Source organism: Falsiroseomonas sp. E2-1-a20 (assembly GCF_051433195.1).
Taxonomy (GTDB): Bacteria; Pseudomonadota; Alphaproteobacteria; order Acetobacterales; family Acetobacteraceae; genus Falsiroseomonas.
Genome location: NZ_JBHMFT010000013.1, coordinates 69645 through 89032 on the forward strand (window position 1 = coordinate 69645; position 19388 = coordinate 89032).

20 protein-coding genes are annotated in these 19388 nt (G+C 71.5%); 9 read left to right on the top strand and 11 right to left on the bottom strand.

Features of this window, described 5'->3' with window-relative positions; genetic code table 11:
• Positions 1 to 43: 43 nt before the first annotated feature.
• Together ACFHPP_RS16825 and ACFHPP_RS16830 are read left to right on the top strand one after the other, a co-directional pair.
• A complete protein-coding gene (locus tag ACFHPP_RS16825) occupies positions 44 to 325 on the top strand; it encodes a hypothetical protein (RefSeq protein ID WP_437164396.1) in 282 nt (93 codons plus the stop codon).
• A 69-nt stretch (positions 326 to 394) separates the two neighbouring features.
• On the top strand, positions 395 to 682 hold the full coding sequence (locus ACFHPP_RS16830; protein ID WP_437164397.1) for a hypothetical protein: 288 nt from the start codon (positions 395 to 397) through the stop codon (positions 680 to 682).
• 4 nt (positions 683 to 686) lie between these two features.
• On the opposite strand, the gene ACFHPP_RS16835 is transcribed toward ACFHPP_RS16830, so the two are convergent.
• Together ACFHPP_RS16835 and ACFHPP_RS16840 are read right to left on the bottom strand one after the other, a co-directional pair.
• Positions 687 to 1322, bottom strand: coding sequence for a glutathione S-transferase family protein (locus ACFHPP_RS16835; RefSeq protein ID WP_437164398.1), 636 nt, complete (start codon positions 1320 to 1322; stop codon positions 687 to 689).
• A 30-nt stretch (positions 1323 to 1352) separates the two neighbouring features.
• Positions 1353 to 3578 (bottom strand): primosomal protein N', encoded by a 2226-nt coding sequence (locus ACFHPP_RS16840; RefSeq protein WP_437164399.1) that lies wholly within the window; start codon positions 3576 to 3578, stop codon positions 1353 to 1355.
• A 98-nt stretch (positions 3579 to 3676) separates the two neighbouring features.
• Between ACFHPP_RS16840 and fsa the strand changes: the two genes are divergently transcribed.
• The 3 genes from fsa to ACFHPP_RS16855 are packed head-to-tail and all read left to right on the top strand — an operon-like array spanning position 3677 to position 5991.
• A complete protein-coding gene (gene fsa / locus ACFHPP_RS16845) occupies positions 3677 to 4333 on the top strand; it encodes a fructose-6-phosphate aldolase (RefSeq protein ID WP_430670120.1) in 657 nt (218 codons plus the stop codon).
• On the top strand, positions 4330 to 5055 hold the full coding sequence (locus ACFHPP_RS16850; RefSeq protein WP_437164400.1) for a DUF484 family protein: 726 nt from the start codon (positions 4330 to 4332) through the stop codon (positions 5053 to 5055). The genes fsa and ACFHPP_RS16850 overlap by 4 nt, the downstream gene beginning before the upstream one ends.
• Positions 5056 to 5058: 3 nt before the next feature.
• Positions 5059 to 5991: a tyrosine recombinase XerC gene (locus tag ACFHPP_RS16855; RefSeq protein ID WP_437164401.1), complete on the top strand. Its 933-nt coding sequence runs from the start codon at positions 5059 to 5061 to the stop codon at positions 5989 to 5991.
• 54 nt (positions 5992 to 6045) lie between these two features.
• On the opposite strand, the gene ACFHPP_RS16860 is transcribed toward ACFHPP_RS16855, so the two are convergent.
• From ACFHPP_RS16860 to ACFHPP_RS16885, 6 genes are all read right to left on the bottom strand, one after another.
• The gene (locus ACFHPP_RS16860; protein ID WP_437164402.1) at positions 6046 to 6897 is read right to left on the bottom strand and encodes a 4-(cytidine 5'-diphospho)-2-C-methyl-D-erythritol kinase; all 852 of its coding nucleotides are present in this window, start codon (positions 6895 to 6897) and stop codon (positions 6046 to 6048) included.
• Complete coding sequence (locus tag ACFHPP_RS16865; RefSeq protein WP_437164403.1) at positions 6894 to 8606, bottom strand: tetratricopeptide repeat protein; 1713 nt, start codon at positions 8604 to 8606, stop codon at positions 6894 to 6896. Before ACFHPP_RS16865 ends, ACFHPP_RS16860 begins: the two co-directional genes overlap by 4 nt.
• A gap of 114 nt (positions 8607 to 8720) precedes the next feature.
• Positions 8721 to 9011, bottom strand: coding sequence for a hypothetical protein (locus ACFHPP_RS16870; RefSeq protein WP_437164404.1), 291 nt, complete (start codon positions 9009 to 9011; stop codon positions 8721 to 8723).
• A 10-nt stretch (positions 9012 to 9021) separates the two neighbouring features.
• Positions 9022 to 9336: a hypothetical protein gene (locus ACFHPP_RS16875; protein WP_437164405.1), complete on the bottom strand. Its 315-nt coding sequence runs from the start codon at positions 9334 to 9336 to the stop codon at positions 9022 to 9024.
• A gap of 83 nt (positions 9337 to 9419) precedes the next feature.
• Positions 9420 to 11210, bottom strand: a complete 1791-nt coding sequence (locus ACFHPP_RS16880) for a sodium:solute symporter family protein (RefSeq protein WP_437164406.1) — start codon at positions 11208 to 11210, stop codon at positions 9420 to 9422.
• A 2-nt stretch (positions 11211 to 11212) separates the two neighbouring features.
• Complete coding sequence (locus ACFHPP_RS16885) at positions 11213 to 11467, bottom strand: DUF4212 domain-containing protein (RefSeq protein WP_437164407.1); 255 nt, start codon at positions 11465 to 11467, stop codon at positions 11213 to 11215.
• A 273-nt stretch (positions 11468 to 11740) separates the two neighbouring features.
• On the opposite strand from ACFHPP_RS16885, the gene ACFHPP_RS16890 reads away from it, so the two are divergent.
• The 4 genes from ACFHPP_RS16890 (at position 11741) to ACFHPP_RS16905 (ending at position 16297) form a co-directional block, all read left to right on the top strand.
• Positions 11741 to 12277 carry a hypothetical protein gene (locus ACFHPP_RS16890; protein WP_437164408.1) on the top strand — a complete coding sequence of 179 codons (537 nt, stop codon included), beginning with the start codon at positions 11741 to 11743 and terminating at the stop codon, positions 12275 to 12277.
• A 136-nt stretch (positions 12278 to 12413) separates the two neighbouring features.
• Positions 12414 to 13220, top strand: a complete 807-nt coding sequence (locus tag ACFHPP_RS16895; protein ID WP_437164409.1) for an enoyl-CoA hydratase — start codon at positions 12414 to 12416, stop codon at positions 13218 to 13220.
• 103 nt (positions 13221 to 13323) lie between these two features.
• Positions 13324 to 14964, top strand: a complete 1641-nt coding sequence (locus ACFHPP_RS16900; RefSeq protein ID WP_437164410.1) for an acyl-CoA synthetase — start codon at positions 13324 to 13326, stop codon at positions 14962 to 14964.
• A gap of 307 nt (positions 14965 to 15271) precedes the next feature.
• Positions 15272 to 16297: an amino acid ABC transporter substrate-binding protein gene (locus ACFHPP_RS16905; RefSeq protein ID WP_437164411.1), complete on the top strand. Its 1026-nt coding sequence runs from the start codon at positions 15272 to 15274 to the stop codon at positions 16295 to 16297.
• 53 nt (positions 16298 to 16350) lie between these two features.
• Here the strand turns inward: ACFHPP_RS16905 and ACFHPP_RS16910 are convergent, their stop codons facing one another.
• From ACFHPP_RS16910 to xseA, 3 genes are read right to left on the bottom strand one after another with little or no spacing between them, the layout of a single operon-like run.
• Positions 16351 to 17106, bottom strand: coding sequence for an SDR family NAD(P)-dependent oxidoreductase (locus ACFHPP_RS16910; protein WP_437164412.1), 756 nt, complete (start codon positions 17104 to 17106; stop codon positions 16351 to 16353).
• A 6-nt stretch (positions 17107 to 17112) separates the two neighbouring features.
• Positions 17113 to 17922, bottom strand: coding sequence for a M23 family metallopeptidase (locus ACFHPP_RS16915; RefSeq protein WP_437164413.1), 810 nt, complete (start codon positions 17920 to 17922; stop codon positions 17113 to 17115).
• On the bottom strand, positions 17919 to 19382 hold the full coding sequence (gene xseA, locus ACFHPP_RS16920) for an exodeoxyribonuclease VII large subunit (protein ID WP_437164414.1): 1464 nt from the start codon (positions 19380 to 19382) through the stop codon (positions 17919 to 17921). Before xseA ends, ACFHPP_RS16915 begins: the two co-directional genes overlap by 4 nt.
• Positions 19383 to 19388: the final 6 nt, after the last annotated feature.

The window sequence follows — 19388 nt, forward strand, 5'->3', positions numbered from 1 at the left end:
GGTGCCTTCCCGGTCCTTCGCCACCCGATCCGGAGCCTTCCCCATGTCAGACCAAGATCCCGAGCCGCTCGTCGCGGCGCGCTTCACCGTGACGGCCGACGCCTTCCCCGGCCTGCTGTCCCGCATCCTGGAGCCCTTCGCCAAGCGCGACCTGGTGCCGGACAGCGTCCGCGCCACCCGCGATGGCGACGCGATGCGGGCGGAGGTGTCGCTGGGCGCCATGCCGCTGTGCATGGTGCATCTGGTGGCCGGCAACCTCGGCCAGATCATCGGCGTCCGGCGGGTGGAGGCGATGGAGGGGCGGATCGTCCGCCTGGCGGCGTAGAGGCAGGTCGTCCGCCTGGCGGCGTAGAGGCAGGTCGTCCGCCTGGCCGCCTGAAAGGGATGTGATCCGGTGCCGATTGAAGCGCGGGGAGCACAGGGCCATTTCACGCGGACCATGATGTACCTCCTCGCCATCCTCGTCCCGCCGCTGGCCCTCCTGTTCGCAGGCAAGCCCTTCCAGGCCGTGTTCAACGGCCTGCTCTGGGCCGGCGGGCTGGTCTTCATCCTGCTGCCCTTCGTCGCCGGCCAGGCGGCCTGGGGCATCGCGGTGATCTGGGCGCTCGCCGTGGTGCATGGCCGCCGCAACGAGGCCCGCGACCGCGCCCTGGTCGAGGACGCGCTGCGCCGGCGGGGGTAACCCCCTACCCCAGCTTCGGCTGCGTCTTCATCACGGAGGGCCGCGCCGCCATCCGGGCGTGCCAGGCCGCCAGCTTCGGGCTGCCGCCGAGTGCGGCCTGGCCTGCCTCCACCATCACCAGGTAGTCGAGCACCGGCAGCAAATGCAGGTCGGCCAGGGTGACCTGGCCGCCGCACAGCAGGTCGCCCTGCACCAGGGATTCGATGACCGCGAGGCTGCGCCGCGTCGACTCCAGCCCCGCCTCGAGCACCGCCGCATCGGCCGTGCCGCCCTGCATCGGCACCACCACCGCCTGCCAGAACACCTTCCCGACCATGGCGCCATAGGCGTAGCTGTCGATGATGCCGCAGATCTGCGTCATCCGCGCGCGGACCCTGGCATCCGCCGGTTGCAGCGCCGGGCCGGGAAAGGCTTCGTCGATGTAGCGGGTGATGGCGAAGGTCTCGAACAGGATGAAGCCGTCATGCTCGAAGGCCGGCACCTTGCCCCAGGGCTGCCGCGCCAGGTGTTCCGGTGCCTGGCCCTGGCCGGACAGGATATCGACCTCGTTCAGTTCGTAGGCGACGCCCTTCTCCTCCAGCGCCAGGCGGGCGGTGCGGGCGTAGGTGCTGTAGCCGGGACCGTGCAGGATGACCGACATCTTGTTTCCTCCCTGATGGGTCGCGCGCGGCTACAGGAACCCCACCGGGTCGACATCCACCTGCACCCGCACGCTGTTCGGCAGCTTCACACGTTCCAGCCATTCGCGCAGCAACGGCTGCACCGGCACATCGCGCCGCGCCTTCAACAGCAGCCGCCGCCGGTGGCGCCCGCGCAGCAGGGCCAGCGGTGCCGGCGCCGGACCCAGCACCTCCACGCCATCCGCCCGCGGCGCCGCCAGGCCGAGGTCGCGGGCGGCGCGATCCGCCTCCCGCTCATCCTCGGAGCTCACCACCAGCGCGGCGAGGCGGCCGAAGGGGGGCCAGTGGCCGGGCCGGCGGCCGGCGGCCTCGGCGGACATGAAGGCCTCCAGGTCGCCGGACACCAGCGCCTGCATCACCGGGTGGTCCGGGTTGAAGGTCTGCATCAGCACCCGTCCCGGTGCCTCCGCCCGCCCGGCGCGGCCGGCGACCTGGTGCAGCAGTTGCAGCGTGCGCTCGGCCGCCCGCAGGTCGCCGCCGGCAAGTCCCAGGTCGGCATCGACCACGCCGACCAGGGTCAGCCCCGGGAAGTGCCAGCCCTTGGCGACGATCTGCGTGCCGATGATGAGGTCCACCTGCCGCGCCGAGATCGCCGCCGCCGCCGCCGCGGCCGCCGCCGGGCCGGGGATGGTGTCGCTGGCCATGACGATGCGGCGCGCATCGGGGAACAGCGCGGTGGCTTCCTCCACCACCCGTTCCACGCCGGGGCCGACCGGGGTCAGCGTGCCCGGCGCGGCGCATTCCGGGCAGGTGGGCGGAATCGGCTCGGCATGGCCGCAATGGTGGCATTGCAGGCGCTTCTGCGCGCGGTGTTCCACCAGCCAGGCGGTGCAGTTCGGGCAGCGCATGCGGTGGCCGCAGGCGCGGCACAGCGTCAGCGGCGCATAGCCGCGGCGGTTCAGGAACAGCATCGCCTGTTCGCCGCGCGCCAGCGTCTCCCGGATCGCGTCCACCAGCGGCGGCGCCAGGAAGCGGCCGCGCTCGGGCGGCGATTTCCGCAGGTCCAGCGCCTCGACCCGCGCCATGCCGGCGGCGCCGTGGCGTTCCGGCAGGTCCAGATGCCCGTAGCGGCCGGCCTCGACGTTGTTCAGGGTTTCCAGGGACGGCGTGGCGGAGACCAGCACGCAGGACGCGCGCGCCAGCCGGGCGCGGACCACCGCCATGTCGCGGGCGTGGTAGACCACGCCCTCCTCCTGCTTGAAGGCGGTCTCGTGTTCCTCGTCCACCACCACCAGGCCGAGGTCGGGGAAGGGCAGGAACAGGGCGGAGCGCGCGCCGACCAGCACCCCCACCTCCCCCTCCGCCACCGCCCGCCAGGTTTTCGCCCGGGTGCGGGAGCCGAGTTCGGAATGCCACAGCGCCGGATCGACGCCGAAGCGGTCCCGGAAGCGTTCCAGCCATTGCGCGGACAGCGCGATCTCGGGCAGCAGCACCAGCGCCTGCCGGCCGGCCCGCAGACATTCCGCGACGGCGTCGAGGTAGACCTCGGTCTTGCCGGACCCGGTGACGCCGGTCAGCAGCGTGACGGAGAAATCCCGGGCCGCGACCTTGCCCCGCAACGCCGCCGCGGCCAGCGCCTGTTCCGCGCCCAGCACCGGGCCGGCATGGTCCGGGTCCGGCGGCGCAAAAACCTGACCGGGCGGCAGCAGGGCGGGCACCAGCAGGCCGGCATCGGCCATGCCGCGGATCACGGCGGGGGAAACGCCGGCGGCCTCGGCCAGGTCGCGGCCGGCGCGGACCTCCCCCGGTGCCAGCGCCGCCAGCACGCGGGCGCGGGCGGGGGTCAGCTTGCGGCCGGCCTCCGCGGGTGCGGCCTGCCAGCCGGCCCGGGCCGGCGCCGGCTCCAGCGCGGCCGGCGCGCTCATCGCCATGCGCAGCACGGCACCGGGCGGGGCCAGGGTGTAGGCGGCGACCCAGGTGACGAAGCGGCGCAGCGTTTCGCCCATCGGGGGCGCGTCCAGCACCTCGGCCACGTTGCGCAGCTTCGCCTCCGGCAGCGCCGGGTCGGTGGCGCCGTCCCAGGCGACGCCCACCACCTGGCGCCCGCCGAGCGGCACCACCACGAAATCGCCAGGATCGACCGCCATGCCGGCCGGCACGCGGTAGTCATACGCGCCGGCCACCAGCGGAAGTGGCAGCAGAACACGGATTCGTGGCGCAGAAGACACGCCCGCCGGTTGGTTCGGATGCGGCGCCTTCCACCCGGGGGGGTGCATGCTATAAGCTCCAAGACAAACAAAACCGAAACAAAATAAACCGCGGCGTATGCGCGGGACGTGCGTTGCAGAACCTGGCGTCATAGGAATTGCGTCTGATGAAATTCTTTGTCGACACGGCCGACGTCTCGGAAATTCGCGGTTTGGCGGAAGCCGGGCTGGTCGACGGCGTGACCACCAACCCGAGCCTGATCGCCAAGTCCGGGCGCAAGATGGCGGATGTCATCGCCGAGATCTGCGCCATCACCGATGGCCCCGTGAGTGCCGAGGTCACCGCCACCGATTTCGCCGGCATGCTGGCCGAAGGCAAGTACCTGCGCGGCATCGCCGCCAATGTCGCGGTGAAGGTGCCGCTGACGGAAGCCGGGCTGCGCACCTGCCGGGCGCTGGCGAACGAGGGCACGCCGGTCAATGTCACGCTCTGCTTCTCCGCCGCCCAGGCGCTGCTGGCGGCGAAGGCGGGGGCTGCCTTCATCTCGCCCTTCGTCGGCCGGCTGGACGACATCGCGACCGACGGCATGCTGCTGATCGCGGACATCGTGCAGATCTACCGCAACTACCCGGGCATCAAGACGGAAGTGCTGGTCGCCTCCGTCCGCCACCCGATCCACCTCGTGCAGGCCGCCAAGCTGGGCGCGCATGTGGCAACCCTGCCGCCCGGCGTCATCCGGCAGTTGCTGAAGCACCCGCTGACCGACAGCGGGCTGTCCGCCTTCCTCGCCGACTGGGCCAAGACGGGGCAAAGCATCCTGTGAAGACGAACGCCGCCACCCTCCTCGACTCCGCCGCCGGTCGTGCCGCGCCTGATCCGCCTGGCCTTGACTCGATGGCCGAGGAGGTTGCGGCGTACCTGGCCGAACACCCGGATTTCCTGGCCCGCCGGCCCGAACTGTACCGCGCCCTGACCCCGCCGCGGCGCATCCATGGGGAGAACATGGCCGACCACATGGTCGCCATGGTCGCCGCCGAACGCGCCCGCACCCGCGGCCTGGAAGCCGAGATGCGCGCCGCGATCGACGATGGGCGCGCCGGCGCCACGCTGATGATGCAGGTCCGCCTTGCCGTGCTGGCGCTGATGCGCTCCCGCGACGTGGTGGAGACGGTGATGCAGGAACTGCCGGCCCTGCTGCGGGTGGAAAGCTGCAACCTGCTGGTGGAACCGGGCCCGCACAACCAGGATCGCGGCTTCGGCTTCCGCCGTGCCGGCATGCTGGCGCTGCCCGCCGGCGGCGTGTCCAACCTGATCGGCCGCGGCCGCGATGCCCGGGTGCGGACCGAGGTGACGGATGCCGCCCTGCTGCACACCGAGGCCGCGCCGCTGGTGACGCGGGATGCGCTGATCCGCGTGCCGCTGTCCTGCAACACGCCCTGCCTGCTGGCGCTCGGCGCGCGGGATGCGGCGGCGCTGCCGGTGCGGCAGACGACGACGACCTTCGCCTTCCTCGGCCGCACCGTGGCAGCCGCGTTGTCCCGCTAGGCCATGGAGGGCGCGCAGGCCCTCGCCGGCTGGCTCGCCATGCTGGCCGCGGAACGCCGCGCCAGCCCGCATACGGTCGAGGCCTATGGCCACGACCTGTCCCTGTTCCTGGGCTTCCTGACGAAGCACCTGGGGGAGGAGCCGGATGTCGCGGCGCTCGGCGCGCTGCGGCCTGCGGATTTGCGGGCGTTCCTGGCGGACCGCGCCCGCCTCGGCGACGGCAACACCACCCGCGCCCGCCGCCTGGCCGCCCTGCGCGGCTTCCTGCGCCACCTGGCCAAGCGGCACGGCCAGCCGGCCACCGCCCTGGCCGGGCTGCGCGGCCCACGGGCAGGCAAGCCGGTGCCACGGGCGCTCTCACCATCCGAGGCGAAGGAAGCCGCCGCCGGCATCGGGGCGGTGCATGATCCGGACCGGGCGGAACAGCCGCGGATGCAGGCGGCGCGCGACGTGGCGCTGTTCACCCTGCTGTATGGCTGCGGGCTGCGCATCGCGGAGGCGCTGGCGCTGCAGGTGGGCGACGCACCGCGCCCGGGCCAGGACGGCGCGCTGCGGGTGACGGGGAAGGGCCGCAAGCAACGCCTGGTGCCGGTGCTGCCGGCGGTGCGCCAGGCGATGCAGGCCTGGCTGGCCGAGCACCCCGACCCGCGCCCCGACGCGCCGCTGTTCGTCGGCGCCCGTGGCGGGCGGCTGGACCCGGCGGTGGCGCAGCGGTCGATCCGCAACTGGCGGCGGCTCGCCGGCCTGCCGGAACACGCGACGCCGCATGCGCTGCGGCACTCCTTCGCGACGCATCTGCTGGGCGGCGGCGCCGACCTGCGGTCGATCCAGGAACTGCTCGGCCACGCCAGCCTGTCCACCACCCAGCGCTATACCAGCGTGGATGCGGCCTCCCTGCTGGAGACCTGGCGCCAGGCGCATCCGCGCGCCGATTAAAGCATTTTCAAGTCAGGCGGAGACGCCTGGCGACTCGGAAAATGCGACAAAACATCAGGCCAGGCCGCCGCCCCAGCGCCACCAGTCCCGCGGCAGGGCCGCCGCCGCCGCCTCGGCGTGGGCGGGGTCCGGGAACAGCCCGAAGCAGGTGGCGCCGGACCCGCTCATCCGGGCCAGAAGGCAACCCGGCTGGCCAGCGATGGCGGCCAGCACCTCCGCCACCGGGGGGCACAGGCCGATCGCCGCCTCCTGCAGATCATTGCCGAGGGGCCGCAGCCAATCCGCCAGCGCCGCCGCATCGGCGAAGCCCGCCGGCATCGCGGCCTCCGCCGAAAAACCCGGCATCCGCGCCCGGAACACCGCGGGCGTCGCCAGCGCCACGCGCGGATTGGCCAGCAGCAGGCCGAGCGGCGGCAGCGCCGGCACCGGGGACAGCACCTCCCCCACGCCCTGCATCCGCGCCGGCCGGCCTGCGACGCAGACCGGCACATCCGCGCCGAGGCCCGCCGCCAGCCGCGCCAGCCCCTCCGGCCCCAGCCGCACGTCCCACAGCGCATCCAGCACCCGCAGCGCCGCCGCCGCATCGGCCGACCCGCCGCCGATGCCGGACGCCACCGGCAGGTGTTTTTCCAGGTGCAGCGCCGCCAGCGCGGGGCGGCCTGCCGCCGTCGCCAGCGCGCGCGCCGCGCGCAGAACCAAATTGTCCGGCTCCGCCCCCAGCGCCGCCGCCTCCGGCCCGGCCAGGGTCAGAGCCAGCCGGTCGGACGCCTCGGCCGAGACTCGGTCGCCGATGCCGGCAAAGACCGCGAGGCTGTCCAGCAGGTGATACCCGTCCTCGCGCCGACCGGTGATGCGAAGGAACAGGTTGACCTTGGCCGGCGCGAAGCCCGGCGCCCGCCCGCTCACTCGCTGCGCTGCGCCGTCGCGGCGGGTGGTTCGGGCAGGCCGTGGCGCAGCTTCTGCGTGATCTTGGCCAGGTCCGCCGCCTCCGGCTCCAGCCCGAGCGCGCGGCTCCACTGGAAGCGGGCCTCCTGCTGCCGGCCAGCGGCCCAGTACGCGTCGCCCAGGTGGTCGTTGATGACGGAGTTCCGCGGCTCCAACTCCACCGCCCGTTCCAGCGCGGCGATGGCGCCGGGGATGTCGCCCATGCGGAACAGCGCCCAGCCGAGGCTGTCGACGATGTTGCCGTCGTTCGGCCGCAGCGCCACCGCGCGTTCCAGCATCTGGCGCGCTTCCGGCAACCGCTCCCCGCGCTCCACCCAGGTGTAGGCGAGGTAGTTCAGGACGTAGGGCTGGTCGGGCGAAAGCTCCAGCGCCCGGCGGAAATCCGCCTCCGCCTTCGGCCAGTCGCCGGATCTCTCGTTGGAGATGCCGCGGGCGTAGAACAGCGGCCAGTCCTGCACACCGGGCGTGGCGATGCGCGCGGCGGCCTGGTCATAGGCCGCGACCGCATCCGGGAAGCGGCTCCGGGCGCGCAGCAGGTCGCCGAGGCGCAGCAGCGGCTGCGGCGCGGTCGGCAGGTCCACCGCCAGCCCGCGCAAAGCCGCCTCCGCCGCCTCCACCCGCTCCAGCCGGTCGAACAGCGCGGCGCGACGCAGCGCGGTGACGGCGGCCAGCGGGTCGGCGGCCGGCACCGCGTCCAGCACCCGCAGCGCGCTGTCCGGGTGGTTCTCCTCGGCATACCCCTCCGCGATCAACAGCAGCGTCGGCGCGAAATCGGGGCGAAGGCGCAGCGAAAGCCGCGCCAGGATCAGCGCCGCATCGCCCGCCCCCTGCTGGCGCAGCGCGGTGGCGAGGGAGAGGTAGGATTCGGCGATTCCCTCCACCGCCGAGGCCATGCCGCGGGCGCCCAGCAGCGCCTGCCGGCCGGCATCGGTGCCGGCGGCGACGGCGTAGTCGCCAGGGCCGCGGCCGAGGCCGTCCACCAGCGCCATCGCCTCCGCCTCCCGCCCGCTGCGCACCAGGATGGCGGTGGCCAGTTGCAGCAGGCGGATGGAGGGTGCGGGCGTTTCCGTCAGCGCGATGCGGATGGCGCGCTCCGCCTCCCGCGGCCGGCCGGCGAGATCGGCGATCAGCGCCAGGTGCAGCGCGTGGATGCCGCGCAGCGCGCCGGCTTCCGTCAGCGGCCGCAGCGTTGCCAGGGCGGCGTCGGTCTGGCCGCGGCCCTGCTGCATCCAGGCCAGCAGCAGCGGCCGCAGCAGCTGCGCCGGGCCGGTGTTGGGCAGCGCGCGCACGCGGCCCTCGGCGCGTTCCCAGCGGCCGGCCAGGGCTTCCGACCCAACCAGCAGCAGTCCGGCCGCCTGGTTGCGCGGCAGGCGGCGGGCCAGGCGCAGCGCCTCCGGCCGCCCGTCCAGCAGGGCGGCGGCGAAGGCCCGCGTCAGCACCTCCGCCTGGTCCGGGTCGCGCCGCAGCGCCTCCAGCAGCCGGTCGGCGGCGGCGGCGGTATCCGTCTCGGACTGCGCGAAGCGGCCCGCGAGGTAGGTGCCGAAGACGCCCACCGGTTCAGCGGCGACCGGCGGCACGCTGGCCGGGCTCGGCGTGCCGGCGGCGGCACCACCGGCCAACATGGCGGCCAGCAGCAGAAGGATGCGGCGGGGCGGAAGGGGGCTGTTCATGTCGGAAAACCTAGCAGGCAAGCCGGCCGCCTTGCCAGGACGGCGTGGCCGCGCTGCCACAGGGTGCGGCGTGGCGATGCCGAAAAGACACGGCCTGCCTTCGGCGATCACGCACTACCCCATGCCGAGCACCAGCAGCAGCACTGCGCCGCCGGCCCAGAAGGCCATGGTGGCGACCTGCGAAGCACCGAGCCGCTCGGCGATGGCGGCCGGGATGGCGGCGGACAGCAGGGTGGCGGTCGCGACGATCAGGCTGGCGCCGTAGTAGATCAGCTCCTGCACCGGGGTGACCACCTGCGGGTACCACAATGGCCACAGTCCGAAGACCAGGCCGGTGGCCGGGCTGGTCATGCCGGTCAGCAGGCTGGCCGTCATCGCGACCAGGAACAGGGTCTGTGGGCTCATGCTTGCGGGCTCAGGCCGGCGCCAGCCGCGGCGCCCAGCCGGCGGACCACATGAAGATGCCGAAGGCCATGCGGAAGGTGAAGATCCAGAAGGCGGCCACCAGCGGCAGGTACAGCGGCGCGACATAGCGCGGCACCAGCCAGGACGCGGCGCGCACCGCCCAGTCCGTCAGCAGGCGGAACCAGCGCCAGATGTACAGCCGGCTGTCGGGGGCGACGAAGAACTGCATCAGGAAACGGCCGAACAGCGTCCAGCCCACCACGGCCAGGCTGTAGGTCACCAGCCAGAAGGGCAGGTGGCCGAAGATGAAATGCGGCTGGTCCATCGGTCACCGGGAAAGGGGGCGGACACACGTCGGGCGGGGCGCCCTTCGGCACCCCGCCCGTGGTTCAGGCACGTCGCGGCGTGTCAGTCCAGCACCTTCTCCCCGCCCACCATCCGCACGCCGCCGCGCGGCGTCCGGATGCTGTCGATGAAGTCCTGCATCGCCTGGGACGGTGCCGGCGTCATCAGGCTGACGACGTAGGTGGTGAGGAAGGCGGCCGGGATGCCGAACAGGCCGCAGGAGATGTTGCGGATCCCGAACCACAGCGGCATGCCGTAGTACTGCGTGCCGATCAGGTAGAACAGGCAGACGCCGTAGCCCACCGCCATGCCGGCGACCGCGCCGGCGGAGGTGGTGCGTTTCCACCAGACCCCCATCACCAGCGCCGGGAACAGCCCCGATGCGGCGATGGAGAAGGCCCAGGCGACCATGGCCAGGATGCCGGCGGGCCTCGTGCTGGCGACCCACGCCGCGATGATCGCGACGATGATCAGCAGGATGCGCGCCATGGTGAGGCGGCGCTTGGCGTTCGCCTTCGGGTCGATCATGCGGAAGTAGATGTCGTGGCTCAGCGCATTGGCGATCGCCAGCAGCAGGCCGTCCGCGGTGGACAGCGCCGCCGCCAGGCCGCCCGCCGCCACCAGGCCGGCGATGACGTAGGGCAGGCCGGCGATCTCCGGCGTCGCCAGCACGATGGCGTCCGCGTTGATGACCAGTTCGCGGAACTGCAGGATGCCGTCCGCATTCGCGTCCGTCACCCGCACCAGGCCGATGTTGGACCAGATGCTGACCCATTCCGGCAGGCTCGCGATCGGCGCGCCGATGACGTTGGTGAAGACTTCCAGCTTCGCGAAGGCCGCATAGGCCGGCGCGGTGAAGTACAGCAGGAAGATGAAGAACAGGCTCCACGCCACGGACTTCCGCGCATCGCGCACGGATGGCGTGGTGAAGTAGCGCATCAGGATGTGCGGCAGCGACGCGGTGCCGAGCATCAGGCAGAAGATCAGCCCGAAGAAGTTGATCGGGTCGGAGTTGATGAACGGCGTAATGTGCGATGGAGCTCCCGCCAGGGCCTCCTTCGTCGTGCGCAGGATCTCGATCTGCTCGAGCGCCTGGCCGTACATCAGCTGCGGGATCGGCACGCCCGTGACCTTGGCGGACAGCAGCACGACCGGCAGCAGGTAGGCGATGATCAGGATGATGTACTGCGCCACCTGGGTCCAGGTGACGGCGCGCATGCCACCCAGCATGGAGCAGACCAGGATGCCGGCGAGGCCGACGAACACCGCGACCTCGAACGAGATGCCGAGGAAGCGGGACGCGATGATGCCGGTGCCGAAGATCTGCGCCACGACATAGGTGAAGGACGCCGACATCAACACGATGACGCCGCAGAACCGCGCCAGGTTGCCGCCGTACCGCGCGCCGAGGAAGTCCGGCACGGTGTAGGCGCCGAACTTGCGCAGGTAGGGCGCCAGCAGGATCGCCACCAGCACGTAGCCACCGGTCCAGCCCAGCACGAAGGCGAGGCCGTCATAGCCCTGCAGGTACAGCGTGCCGGCCATGCCGATGAAGGAGGCCGCGGACATCCAGTCCGAACCGGTCGCCATGCCGTTGTACAGCGCCGGGACCCGCCGGCCCGCCACGTAGTACTCCGACACCTGCGCGGTGCGCGAGAGGTAGCCGATCAGCGCGTAGACGCCGATGGTCAGGAAGACGAACAGGTAGCCGATGATGCGGTTCGGGACACCGACCTGTTCCAGCACCGCCAGGACCAGCACGAAGGCGGCGAAGCCGCCGGTGTACCAGCCATAGACGCGGCCCAGGTTCGAAAGGAAATCACCGCTGTCGGCGCTTTTCGGGGAATCCGACATGGCTATTCCTCCTCCACGCCGAATTCCTCATCGATCGCGTTCTGGCGCGAGGCGAACCAGAACAGCGAGACGACGAAGATGATGAGGCTACCCTGGGCTGCCATGTAGAAGCCGAGCGGGAAGCCCAGGATGACGATGGTGTTCAGGCTGGTGGCGAACAGGTGCACGCCGAAGCCTGCGATGGCCCAGATCGCCATCATGGTCCACATCAGGCCGGAGGTGCGGCGCCAGTAGGCATCCCCCGTCGCCTTATCCACCCCTGGGTCCACGCCGGCCGAACCCGGCCCCCGTGGACCTTTCGTGTCTTCCACAAGCGGCATACCCCAATCTCCCCTGCTCGACCGGCTTGGCCCGGCGTCCACCGTTTGCAATACCTGCCCGGTGAAATTTCACTATCCTGCTGGCTAACATGGTCTGAAACCGCCGCGCAACATCGTTGCCGTTCTGGGGGCTTACTCGCAATGCTGTCGTGGCTGACGCGCCACTTTCACCAGCCTCCGAGCGATGATACTGCTGATTTCGCCCGCTTTTTGGGCGAACAGGCGGCCTTCGTCGCGCAGAAGCCGGCGGTGGATTACTGCCGGGTGAAGGCCGGATTAACTGAACGGCTGCTTTTCGAGGATCCGGACTTCCTCGCGGCCCTGGCGCATTGCCGCTGGCAGACCTTCGCCGCCGCGACTCCGGACATCCTGGCCCTGGCGGAGGGCTGGCTGCGTCCGCATGCCCGGAACGCCGAACCGGACCTCGCCGCGGCCCTCGCCCGCATCGGCCGCGACGTCCTCGACCAGTCGCCGGCGCCGGAGGCCGAGCGCGCGACCCTGGATGCGACGGCCGCGGCGCTGGAGGCGCATCTGCTGGCGCAGCAGGTGGCCCCGCCGCAGGGCGCGGACCGCCGCCCGATCAACGCCCAGGCCACGCTGTTGGCCACGCTGCCGGTGCACCCCGACCAGCGCCGCGGGGAGACGGTTGCCATCACCGGTGCGCTGCGCTTCCAGCTGGTCGCCGCGCAACAGCGCATGGAAAAGCGCTTCGACGCGCCGGCGCTGGCCCGGGCGCTGGTGCCTTGAGCGCCAGCCAACGGGGGTCCAGTGGCTTGAATCACCTATGTAATGGTTGCATCCAGGCCCGGCCGCGGCGCAGGCTGGGCGCCGGCCTGGAAGGGCCTGCCAAATGACGGGAACGCCAACATGCAAAACCAGGCCCATGCCTGACGGCTCCACGCCCCTGCTGCTGCGGCAGGACAGCGAGGCCGGCATCACCCGCCTGACCCTCAACCGCCCGGACAGCCGCAACAGCCTGTCCTTCGCCATGCTCGGCGCGCTGCACCACGCGCTGTCCGAGATTGCCCAGGACAATGGCCCGCGGGTGGTGGTGCTGGCCGCCGCCGGCCCGGTGTTCTGCGCCGGGCACGACCTGCGGGAGATCGCCGCGCATCGCAACGACGAGGATGCGGGCCAGGGCTTCTACGACGCCGCCATGCAGCGCTGCGCGGAGGTGATGCAGGCCATCGTCGCCCTGCCGCAGCCGGTGATCGCGGAAGTCCAGGGCGTCGCCACCGCCGCCGGCTGCCAGCTGGTCGCCAGCTGCGACCTGGCGGTGGCCAGCGAACTGGCCCGGTTCTGCACGCCGGGCGTCGATATCGGCCTGTTCTGCTCGACCCCGGCGGTCGCCCTGTCGCGGGCCATCGCCGCCAAGCCGGCGCTGGAGATGCTGCTGACCGGGGAGATGGTGGGCGCCGAGGAAGCCCGCCGGCTCGGCCTGGTGAACCGCGTGGTTCCGGCGGCCGACCTGACGCAGGCGACGGACGCCCTGGCCGCGCACATCGCCGCCCGCTCCGCCCATGCCGTGCGGCTCGGAAAGGCGGCGTTTCACGCGCAGCGCGCGCTGCCGCTGGACCAGGCCTATGCGCATGCCGCCGGGGTGATGGCCTGCAACCTGATGGCGGAGGATGCGGCGGAGGGAATCGCGGCCTTCCTCGGCAAGCGGAAGCCGGTCTGGCAGGATCGCTGACGCCGCCGCTTGCGGCCCCGCGCGGTTGCGGCAGATCATTGCCAATGCGGGGGGCGCCGGTCCAGTTTCGGCGCGGCGCCAAGACTGTCCGAGGAAATCCAGAATGGCCGCATCCGACTACGACGCCCTGCCCCGCACGCCGGCGAACCACCAGCCGCTGACGCCGCTGCTGTTCCTGGAACGCACCGCCACCACCTTCCCCGACCATGTCGCGGTGGTGCACGGCCAGGTGCGCCGCAAGTACCGCGAGCTGCGCGCCCGCTGCGTGGCGCTGGCGGATGCGCTGGCACGCCGCGGCGTGGTGCGCGGCGATACTGTCGCGGTACTGCTGCCGAACATCCCCGAGATGCTGGAATGCCACTACGGCGTGCCGATGGCGGGCGCCGTGCTGAACACGCTGAACACGCGGCTGGATGCCGCCACCATCGCCTATTGCCTCGACCACGGTGAGGCGAAGGTGCTGGTGGTGGACCGGGAGTTCGCGCCCCTGGCGCGCATGGCGCTGACGCAATGCCAGGTGCGACCGCTGCTGGTGGAGGTGGATGATCCCGAGGCCAGCGACGCCGCCCGGGCCAACCGGCTGGAAGGGGCCATCGACTACGAATCGCTGGTCGCGGAAGGTTCGGACAGGTTCGACTGGCCGATGCCAGGGGATGAGTGGGACGCGATTTCCCTGAACTACACCTCCGGCACCACTGGCCGGCCGAAGGGCGTGGTGTATCATCATCGCGGCGCGCAGCTGCTCGCCATCGGCAACATGCTCTCGGCCGGCATCGGCAAGCATCCGGTTTATCTGTGGACGCTGCCGATGTTCCACTGCAACGGCTGGTGCTTCCCCTGGTCCATCACCGCGCAGGCCGGCACGCATGTCTGCCTGCGCGCGGTGCGCGGCAATGCGATGTGGGATCTGATGGCGCGGGAAGGCGTGACCCACATGTGCGGCGCGCCGATCGTCATGGCGACGCTGCTGGCGACGCCCGATGCCGAGAAGCGTCCCCTGCCCCACCAGGTGCAGTTCGTCACCGCCGGCGCGCCGCCGCCCGAGGCGGTGCTGGGCGCGATGAAGGATGCGGGCTTCGCCGTCTGCCATGTCTACGGCCTGACCGAATGCTACGGCCCCGCCGTGGTGAACGAATGGAACAGCAGCTGGGACTGGAAGACCGCGCAGGAACAGGCGGCGCTGATGGCGCGCCAGGGCGTGCGCTACATCGCGCTGGAGGGCCTGTGCGTGATGGACCCGGAGACGATGGCCCCGACCCCCGCGGACGGCACGACGCTGGGCGAGGTGATGATGCGGGGCAACGTCGTCAGCAAGGGCTACCTGAAGGATGCCGAGGCGACCCGGAAAGCCTTCGCCGGCGGCTGGTTCCACACCGGCGACCTCGCCGTGACCTACCCGGATGGCTACATCCAGCTCAAGGACCGCTCGAAGGACATCATCATCTCGGGCGGGGAGAACATCTCGTCCATCGAGGTCGAGGATGCGCTCTACAAGCACCCCGCCGTCGCCGTTGCCGCAGTGGTGGCAAGGCCCGACGAGAAATGGGGCGAGACGCCCTGCGCCTTCGTCGAGCTGCGCCCGGGCGCCGAGGCCACGGCGGAGGATCTGATCGCCTGGTGCAAGGGGCGGCTGGCCAGCTTCAAGGTGCCGCGCCACGTGGTGTTCACCGAACTGCCGAAGACCAGCACCGGCAAGATCCAGAAGCACATCCTGCGCGCGCAGGCGCGGGAGGGCGTGGGCTGACCGCGAAACTTTCCTTGCATAGGCCGGAAAGCCTCCCCATCATGTCAGGTATCAGGCAACAACCGAAAGGAGGTGATCCAGTGTCTCATGGTATCAATGCGGGCGTCCGTTCCGCGGGCTGGATCATCGCCACCGCCAGCGCGGCGGCGAGTCACTAGGCCCAAGGCGGCAACGCCACAGGATCCATGCAAAGGCCCCCGGCGAAGTCATTCGCCGGGGGTTTTTCTTTGCCCGGTCCGCAAGTGCATTGACAGCGCGTCGACACCGGCAGGACCATCGGCCCCCGATCCAAACAGGGGGTTCAAAAATGTCTTGGGCACGAGGCCTCGCGGCCGCGTTCATTGGCGGCTGCGCGGCGTTCATCCAGCCGGCGCAGGCCGGGCCGACACTCGATGCGATCCGTGCGCGCGGCATGGTCGTCTGCGGCATCCACACCGGCGTCGCCGGCTTCGCGCTGCCGGACAGCCGTGGCGAATGGCAGGGCATGGATGTGGATCTCTGCCGCGGCGTCGCGGTCGCCATCTTCAACGACCCGACCAAGGTCCGCTTCGTCGCACTGTCTTCTTCCACACGCTTCACCGCGCTGGGCTCGGGCGAGGTGGACGTGCTGTTCCGCACCTCGACGCAGACCATGCTGCGCGACACCACGCTCGGCCTGCGCCATGCCGTGACGTATTTCTACGACGGCCACGGCTTCATGATCCGCGCCAATCTTGGCGTGTCCAAGGTCGCCGACATGCGCGGCGCCACCATCTGCCTGATCCAGGGCACCACGAACGAGCAGGTGACGGCGGACTACTTCCGCTCCATCAACGTGCCCTTCACCCCGGTGCTGTACGAACGCACGGACCAGGCGAGCGCCGCCTTGCAGGCCGGGCGCTGCGACGCCTTCGGCACGGATGCCTCCCAGCTTGCCGGCGTGCGCTCCTCCATGCCGCGGCCGGCGGACTGGACCATCCTGGACGAGCGTTTCTCGAAGGAGCCCTACGGCGCCTATCTGCGCCGCGGCGACGATGAATGGTTCGACCTGATCCGTTGGTACACCTACGCCGTGATCGAGGCGGAGGAACAGGGCGTGACGCGCGCGAATGCCGAGGAACGCCGCCGCACCAGCGTGAGCCCCAACACGCGCCGCCTGCTGGGCGTGACGCCGGAACTCGGCCAGTCGCTGAAGCTCGACCCGGCCTGGGCCTACAACGTGGTGCGCACGCTGGGCAATTACGGCGAGATCTATGATCGGCATTTTGGGCCGAACACGCCGGTGAACCTGCCGCGCGGGCCGAACCGGCTTTGGACCGACAGTGGGCTGATCTACGCTCTGCCGCTGCGGTAGCGCGGCGAGAGCCCCCTCACCCAAACCCTCTCCCCCCATGGGGGGAGAGGGCTTCAGATGGCGCCGCCATCCACCACGAAATACTGGCCGGTGACGATCTCGCTGTCATCGGCGGCCAGCCACAGCGCCATGCGGGCGATGTCGGGCGGCATGACCTTCCGCTTGATCGCCTGCTTGTCCATGTGCCGCGCCACGCCCTCCGGCGTCGCCCACAGCGCCTCCTGCCGCCCGGTGAAGACCCAGCCCGGCACCAGTTCGTTCACCCGGATGCCGTCCACGCCGAGGTCCCGCGCCAGGCCGCGCGTCAGGCCGCGCACGGCGGATTTGGCGGCGGTGTAGGCCGGCATGCCGCCCTGTCCGCCCATCCAGCTCACGCTGCCCATGTTGATGATGGAGCCGGACCCGGCCGCGCGCATGCCCGGCGCCACTGCCTGGGCGCAGAAGAACTGGTGGCGCAGGTTCGTCGCCATGCGCTCGTCCCAATACTCCGGCTCCACATCGTCCAGCTTGTGGCGGTCGTCGCGCGCGGCGTTGTTCACCAGCACCTGCACCGGGCCGAGCTGTTCGGCCACCTGGGCCACCGCCGCGCGCAGGGCCGCGATGTCGCGCAGGTCGCAGTGCAGGAACAGCGCGCCGGTCGCGGCGGCGATCTCCCGCCCCGGCGGATCGTTGAAGTCGAGGAAGGCAACGCGCGACTTCTGCGCGGCGAATTGCGCCACCAGCTCCGCCCCGATGCCGGAGGCGCCGCCGGTGATCAGCACGACCTTGCCGGCCAGCGAGGGGTAGGTGGCGAAGCGCGTCTCAGGCATGGCGGTTCATCCTTGTTCCGCTGGCAACAACGGCTGGGGATCGAGAAAGGTCTGGTACCATGACAGGGAAAAATGCAGATGCGGCCCGGTGACGCGGCCGGTCGCGCCCATCCGCGCGATGCGATCCCCGCGCGCCACCTGCGCCCCTTCCGGCACCAGCCGTTCCGAAAGATGGGCATAGAGCGTGTTCACGCCGTGCCCGTGGTCGATGACGAGAATCTGCCCGAAGAAGAAGAAATCGCCCGAGAGGCTCACCCGCCCGCCGAGGGCCGCGCTGATCGGCGTGCCGGTCGGCGCCGCCACGTCCAGGCCGTAATGCGGCTGGCGCGGCTGGCCGTTCAGGATGCGCTGGCTGCCGAAGATGCCGCTGATGCGCCCGCGGGCCGGCCAGGCCATGGCCTCGGTGAAATCCGTGCCGCCGCTGTCCAGCGCCCGCGCCGCCGCCAGTTGCGCGCGTTCCGCCGTGATGCGCCGCAGCGCCGCCTCGTCCGGCGTCACCAGGCCCGGCGGCAGGCCGGTGATGCGCTGCACGTCCCATTCGCGCGGCGCCACCGGCAGGCGCAGCGTCTGCACCCGGCCACTGGGATGCGTGACGGCAAGCCGCGCCTCCGCCGCATGGTCGCGGGCAAAGCCGAGCGCGAAGTCGCCCCGCGGCGAGACCCGCACCGCGCGCCCATCCAGCGCCAAGCGCGTCCCCGGCTCCGCCCGCCCCAGCACCAGCGCGCCCTGCGCCGCCGCACCGCGCCACTCGATGGCCTGTGCCGCGCGGGCCAGCAGCAGCGCAGGGGCGGCGAGCAGGATCCGGCGTCCGATCACAGCAGGGTCTCCTGTTCCGGCGGCTTTTCCCGAGTTCGACCGCGCTTCTGAGGCACTCCGTCCGCGGTGGCCGCGACATCGCCATCGGCGAAGGCGATCGAAAGTTTCTGGCCCGGCCCCACCTGCGCGGCCCGCGTCAACGCATGCCCGTCGGCATCCCGGACCAGGGAAAAACCGCGCGCCAGGACGGATTGGTAGGACCCCGCCTCCAGCCGCGCCGCAAGCCCCGCCAACCGGAAGGCCTTCTCCCGCAGCAGCCCGGCCAGCGGCGCCACGGAGAACGCCTGCACCGCGCGCGCACCCCGCGCGCGCTGAACCGCCCGCGCAAAGGAGGCGCCCTTGCGCCCCTCCAGCAACGCCAGCGTCGCACGCCGTGCGGCGATGGCGGCGCGGGGGTGCGGCACCGGCAGCCGGGCCAGCGCCTCCTGCCGCCGCCGCACGAAGCCGGCGAGCGCCGGGGCCAGTCCTTCCTCCGCCTCATCGAGCCGGCGGCGCAGATCGGTGACGCGGGCCGGCACGTCCGGCAGGCGGCGTTCCAGGCGCAGCAGGATGGTCTCGGCGGCGCGCATCTGCCGCACCATGGCGCCGCGCAGCCGCGCCTCCCGCTGCGCCAAATCGGCCAGCAGGTCGGCGCGTGCCGGCACCGCGAGTTCGGCGGCGGCGGTCGGCGTCGGCGCGCGGCGATCCGACGCAAAGTCGATCAACGTGGTGTCGGTCTCGTGCCCGACGGCGGAGACCAGCGGGATGGCGGAGGCGGCGGCGGCGCGCACCACCACCTCCTCGTTGAAAGCCATCAGATCCTCCAGGCTGCCACCGCCGCGCGCCACGATGATGACGTCCGGGCGCGGGATGGGCCCACCCACCGGCAGCGCGTTGAAGCCGGCGATGGCGGCGGCGATCTTCTCCGCCGCGCCCATCCCCTGCACCGCGACGGGCCACAGGATGATCCGGCGCGGAAAGCGCCGAAGGATGGTGGTGCGGATGTCCTGGATCACCGCCCCGGCCTCGCTGCTGACCACGCCGATCACCAGCGGCAGGCGCGGCAGCGGGCGCTTTCGGGAGTCTTCGAACAGCCCCTCCGCCAGTAGCTTCTTGCGCAGCGTCTCGATGCGCGCCAGCAGCGCACCCTCGCCGGCGAATTCCAGGCGGTCGATCACCAGCTGGTACTTCGACCGGTCCGCATAGGTGGTGATGCGGCCGGTGGCGATGACCTCGACGCCGTTCTCCGGCTGCAAGGCCAGCCGCGGCACGGTGGTCTTCCAGATCACCGATTCCAGCTTGGCGTTCTCATCCTTCAGCGACAGGTACCAGTGGCCGGAGGGGTAGCGCTTCGCCTCGCAGATCTCGCCGCGCACGCGGACGCGGCCGAAGGCGCCCTCCAGCGTTCGGCGCACCGCGCCGGCGATCTCGGAAACCGCGTATTCGGGAACGTTGGAGGCAGAGGTCGGCGTCGTGTCCATGGCGCG

Excerpts from the sequence above, each read along its gene's own strand:
- ACFHPP_RS16905 (WP_437164411.1), top strand. The coding sequence starts at position 15,272 with ATGTCTTGGGCACGAGGCCTCGCGGCCGCGTTCATTGGCGGCTGCGCG.
- xseA (WP_437164414.1), bottom strand. The coding sequence starts at position 19,382 with ATGGACACGACGCCGACCTCTGCCTCCAACGTTCCCGAATACGCGGTT.
- fsa (WP_430670120.1), top strand. The coding sequence starts at position 3,677 with ATGAAATTCTTTGTCGACACGGCCGACGTCTCGGAAATTCGCGGTTTG.
- ACFHPP_RS16865 (WP_437164403.1), bottom strand. The coding sequence starts at position 8,606 with ATGAACAGCCCCCTTCCGCCCCGCCGCATCCTTCTGCTGCTGGCCGCC.
- ACFHPP_RS16900 (WP_437164410.1), top strand. The coding sequence starts at position 13,324 with ATGGCCGCATCCGACTACGACGCCCTGCCCCGCACGCCGGCGAACCAC.
- ACFHPP_RS16880 (WP_437164406.1), bottom strand. The coding sequence starts at position 11,210 with ATGTCGGATTCCCCGAAAAGCGCCGACAGCGGTGATTTCCTTTCGAAC.
- ACFHPP_RS16910 (WP_437164412.1), bottom strand. The coding sequence starts at position 17,106 with ATGCCTGAGACGCGCTTCGCCACCTACCCCTCGCTGGCCGGCAAGGTC.
- ACFHPP_RS16825 (WP_437164396.1), top strand. The coding sequence starts at position 44 with ATGTCAGACCAAGATCCCGAGCCGCTCGTCGCGGCGCGCTTCACCGTG.
- ACFHPP_RS16895 (WP_437164409.1), top strand. The coding sequence starts at position 12,414 with ATGCCTGACGGCTCCACGCCCCTGCTGCTGCGGCAGGACAGCGAGGCC.
- ACFHPP_RS16870 (WP_437164404.1), bottom strand. The coding sequence starts at position 9,011 with ATGAGCCCACAGACCCTGTTCCTGGTCGCGATGACGGCCAGCCTGCTG.
- ACFHPP_RS16840 (WP_437164399.1), bottom strand. The coding sequence starts at position 3,578 with ATGCACCCCCCCGGGTGGAAGGCGCCGCATCCGAACCAACCGGCGGGC.
- ACFHPP_RS16835 (WP_437164398.1), bottom strand. The coding sequence starts at position 1,322 with ATGTCGGTCATCCTGCACGGTCCCGGCTACAGCACCTACGCCCGCACC.
- ACFHPP_RS16875 (WP_437164405.1), bottom strand. The coding sequence starts at position 9,336 with ATGGACCAGCCGCATTTCATCTTCGGCCACCTGCCCTTCTGGCTGGTG.
- ACFHPP_RS16855 (WP_437164401.1), top strand. The coding sequence starts at position 5,059 with ATGGAGGGCGCGCAGGCCCTCGCCGGCTGGCTCGCCATGCTGGCCGCG.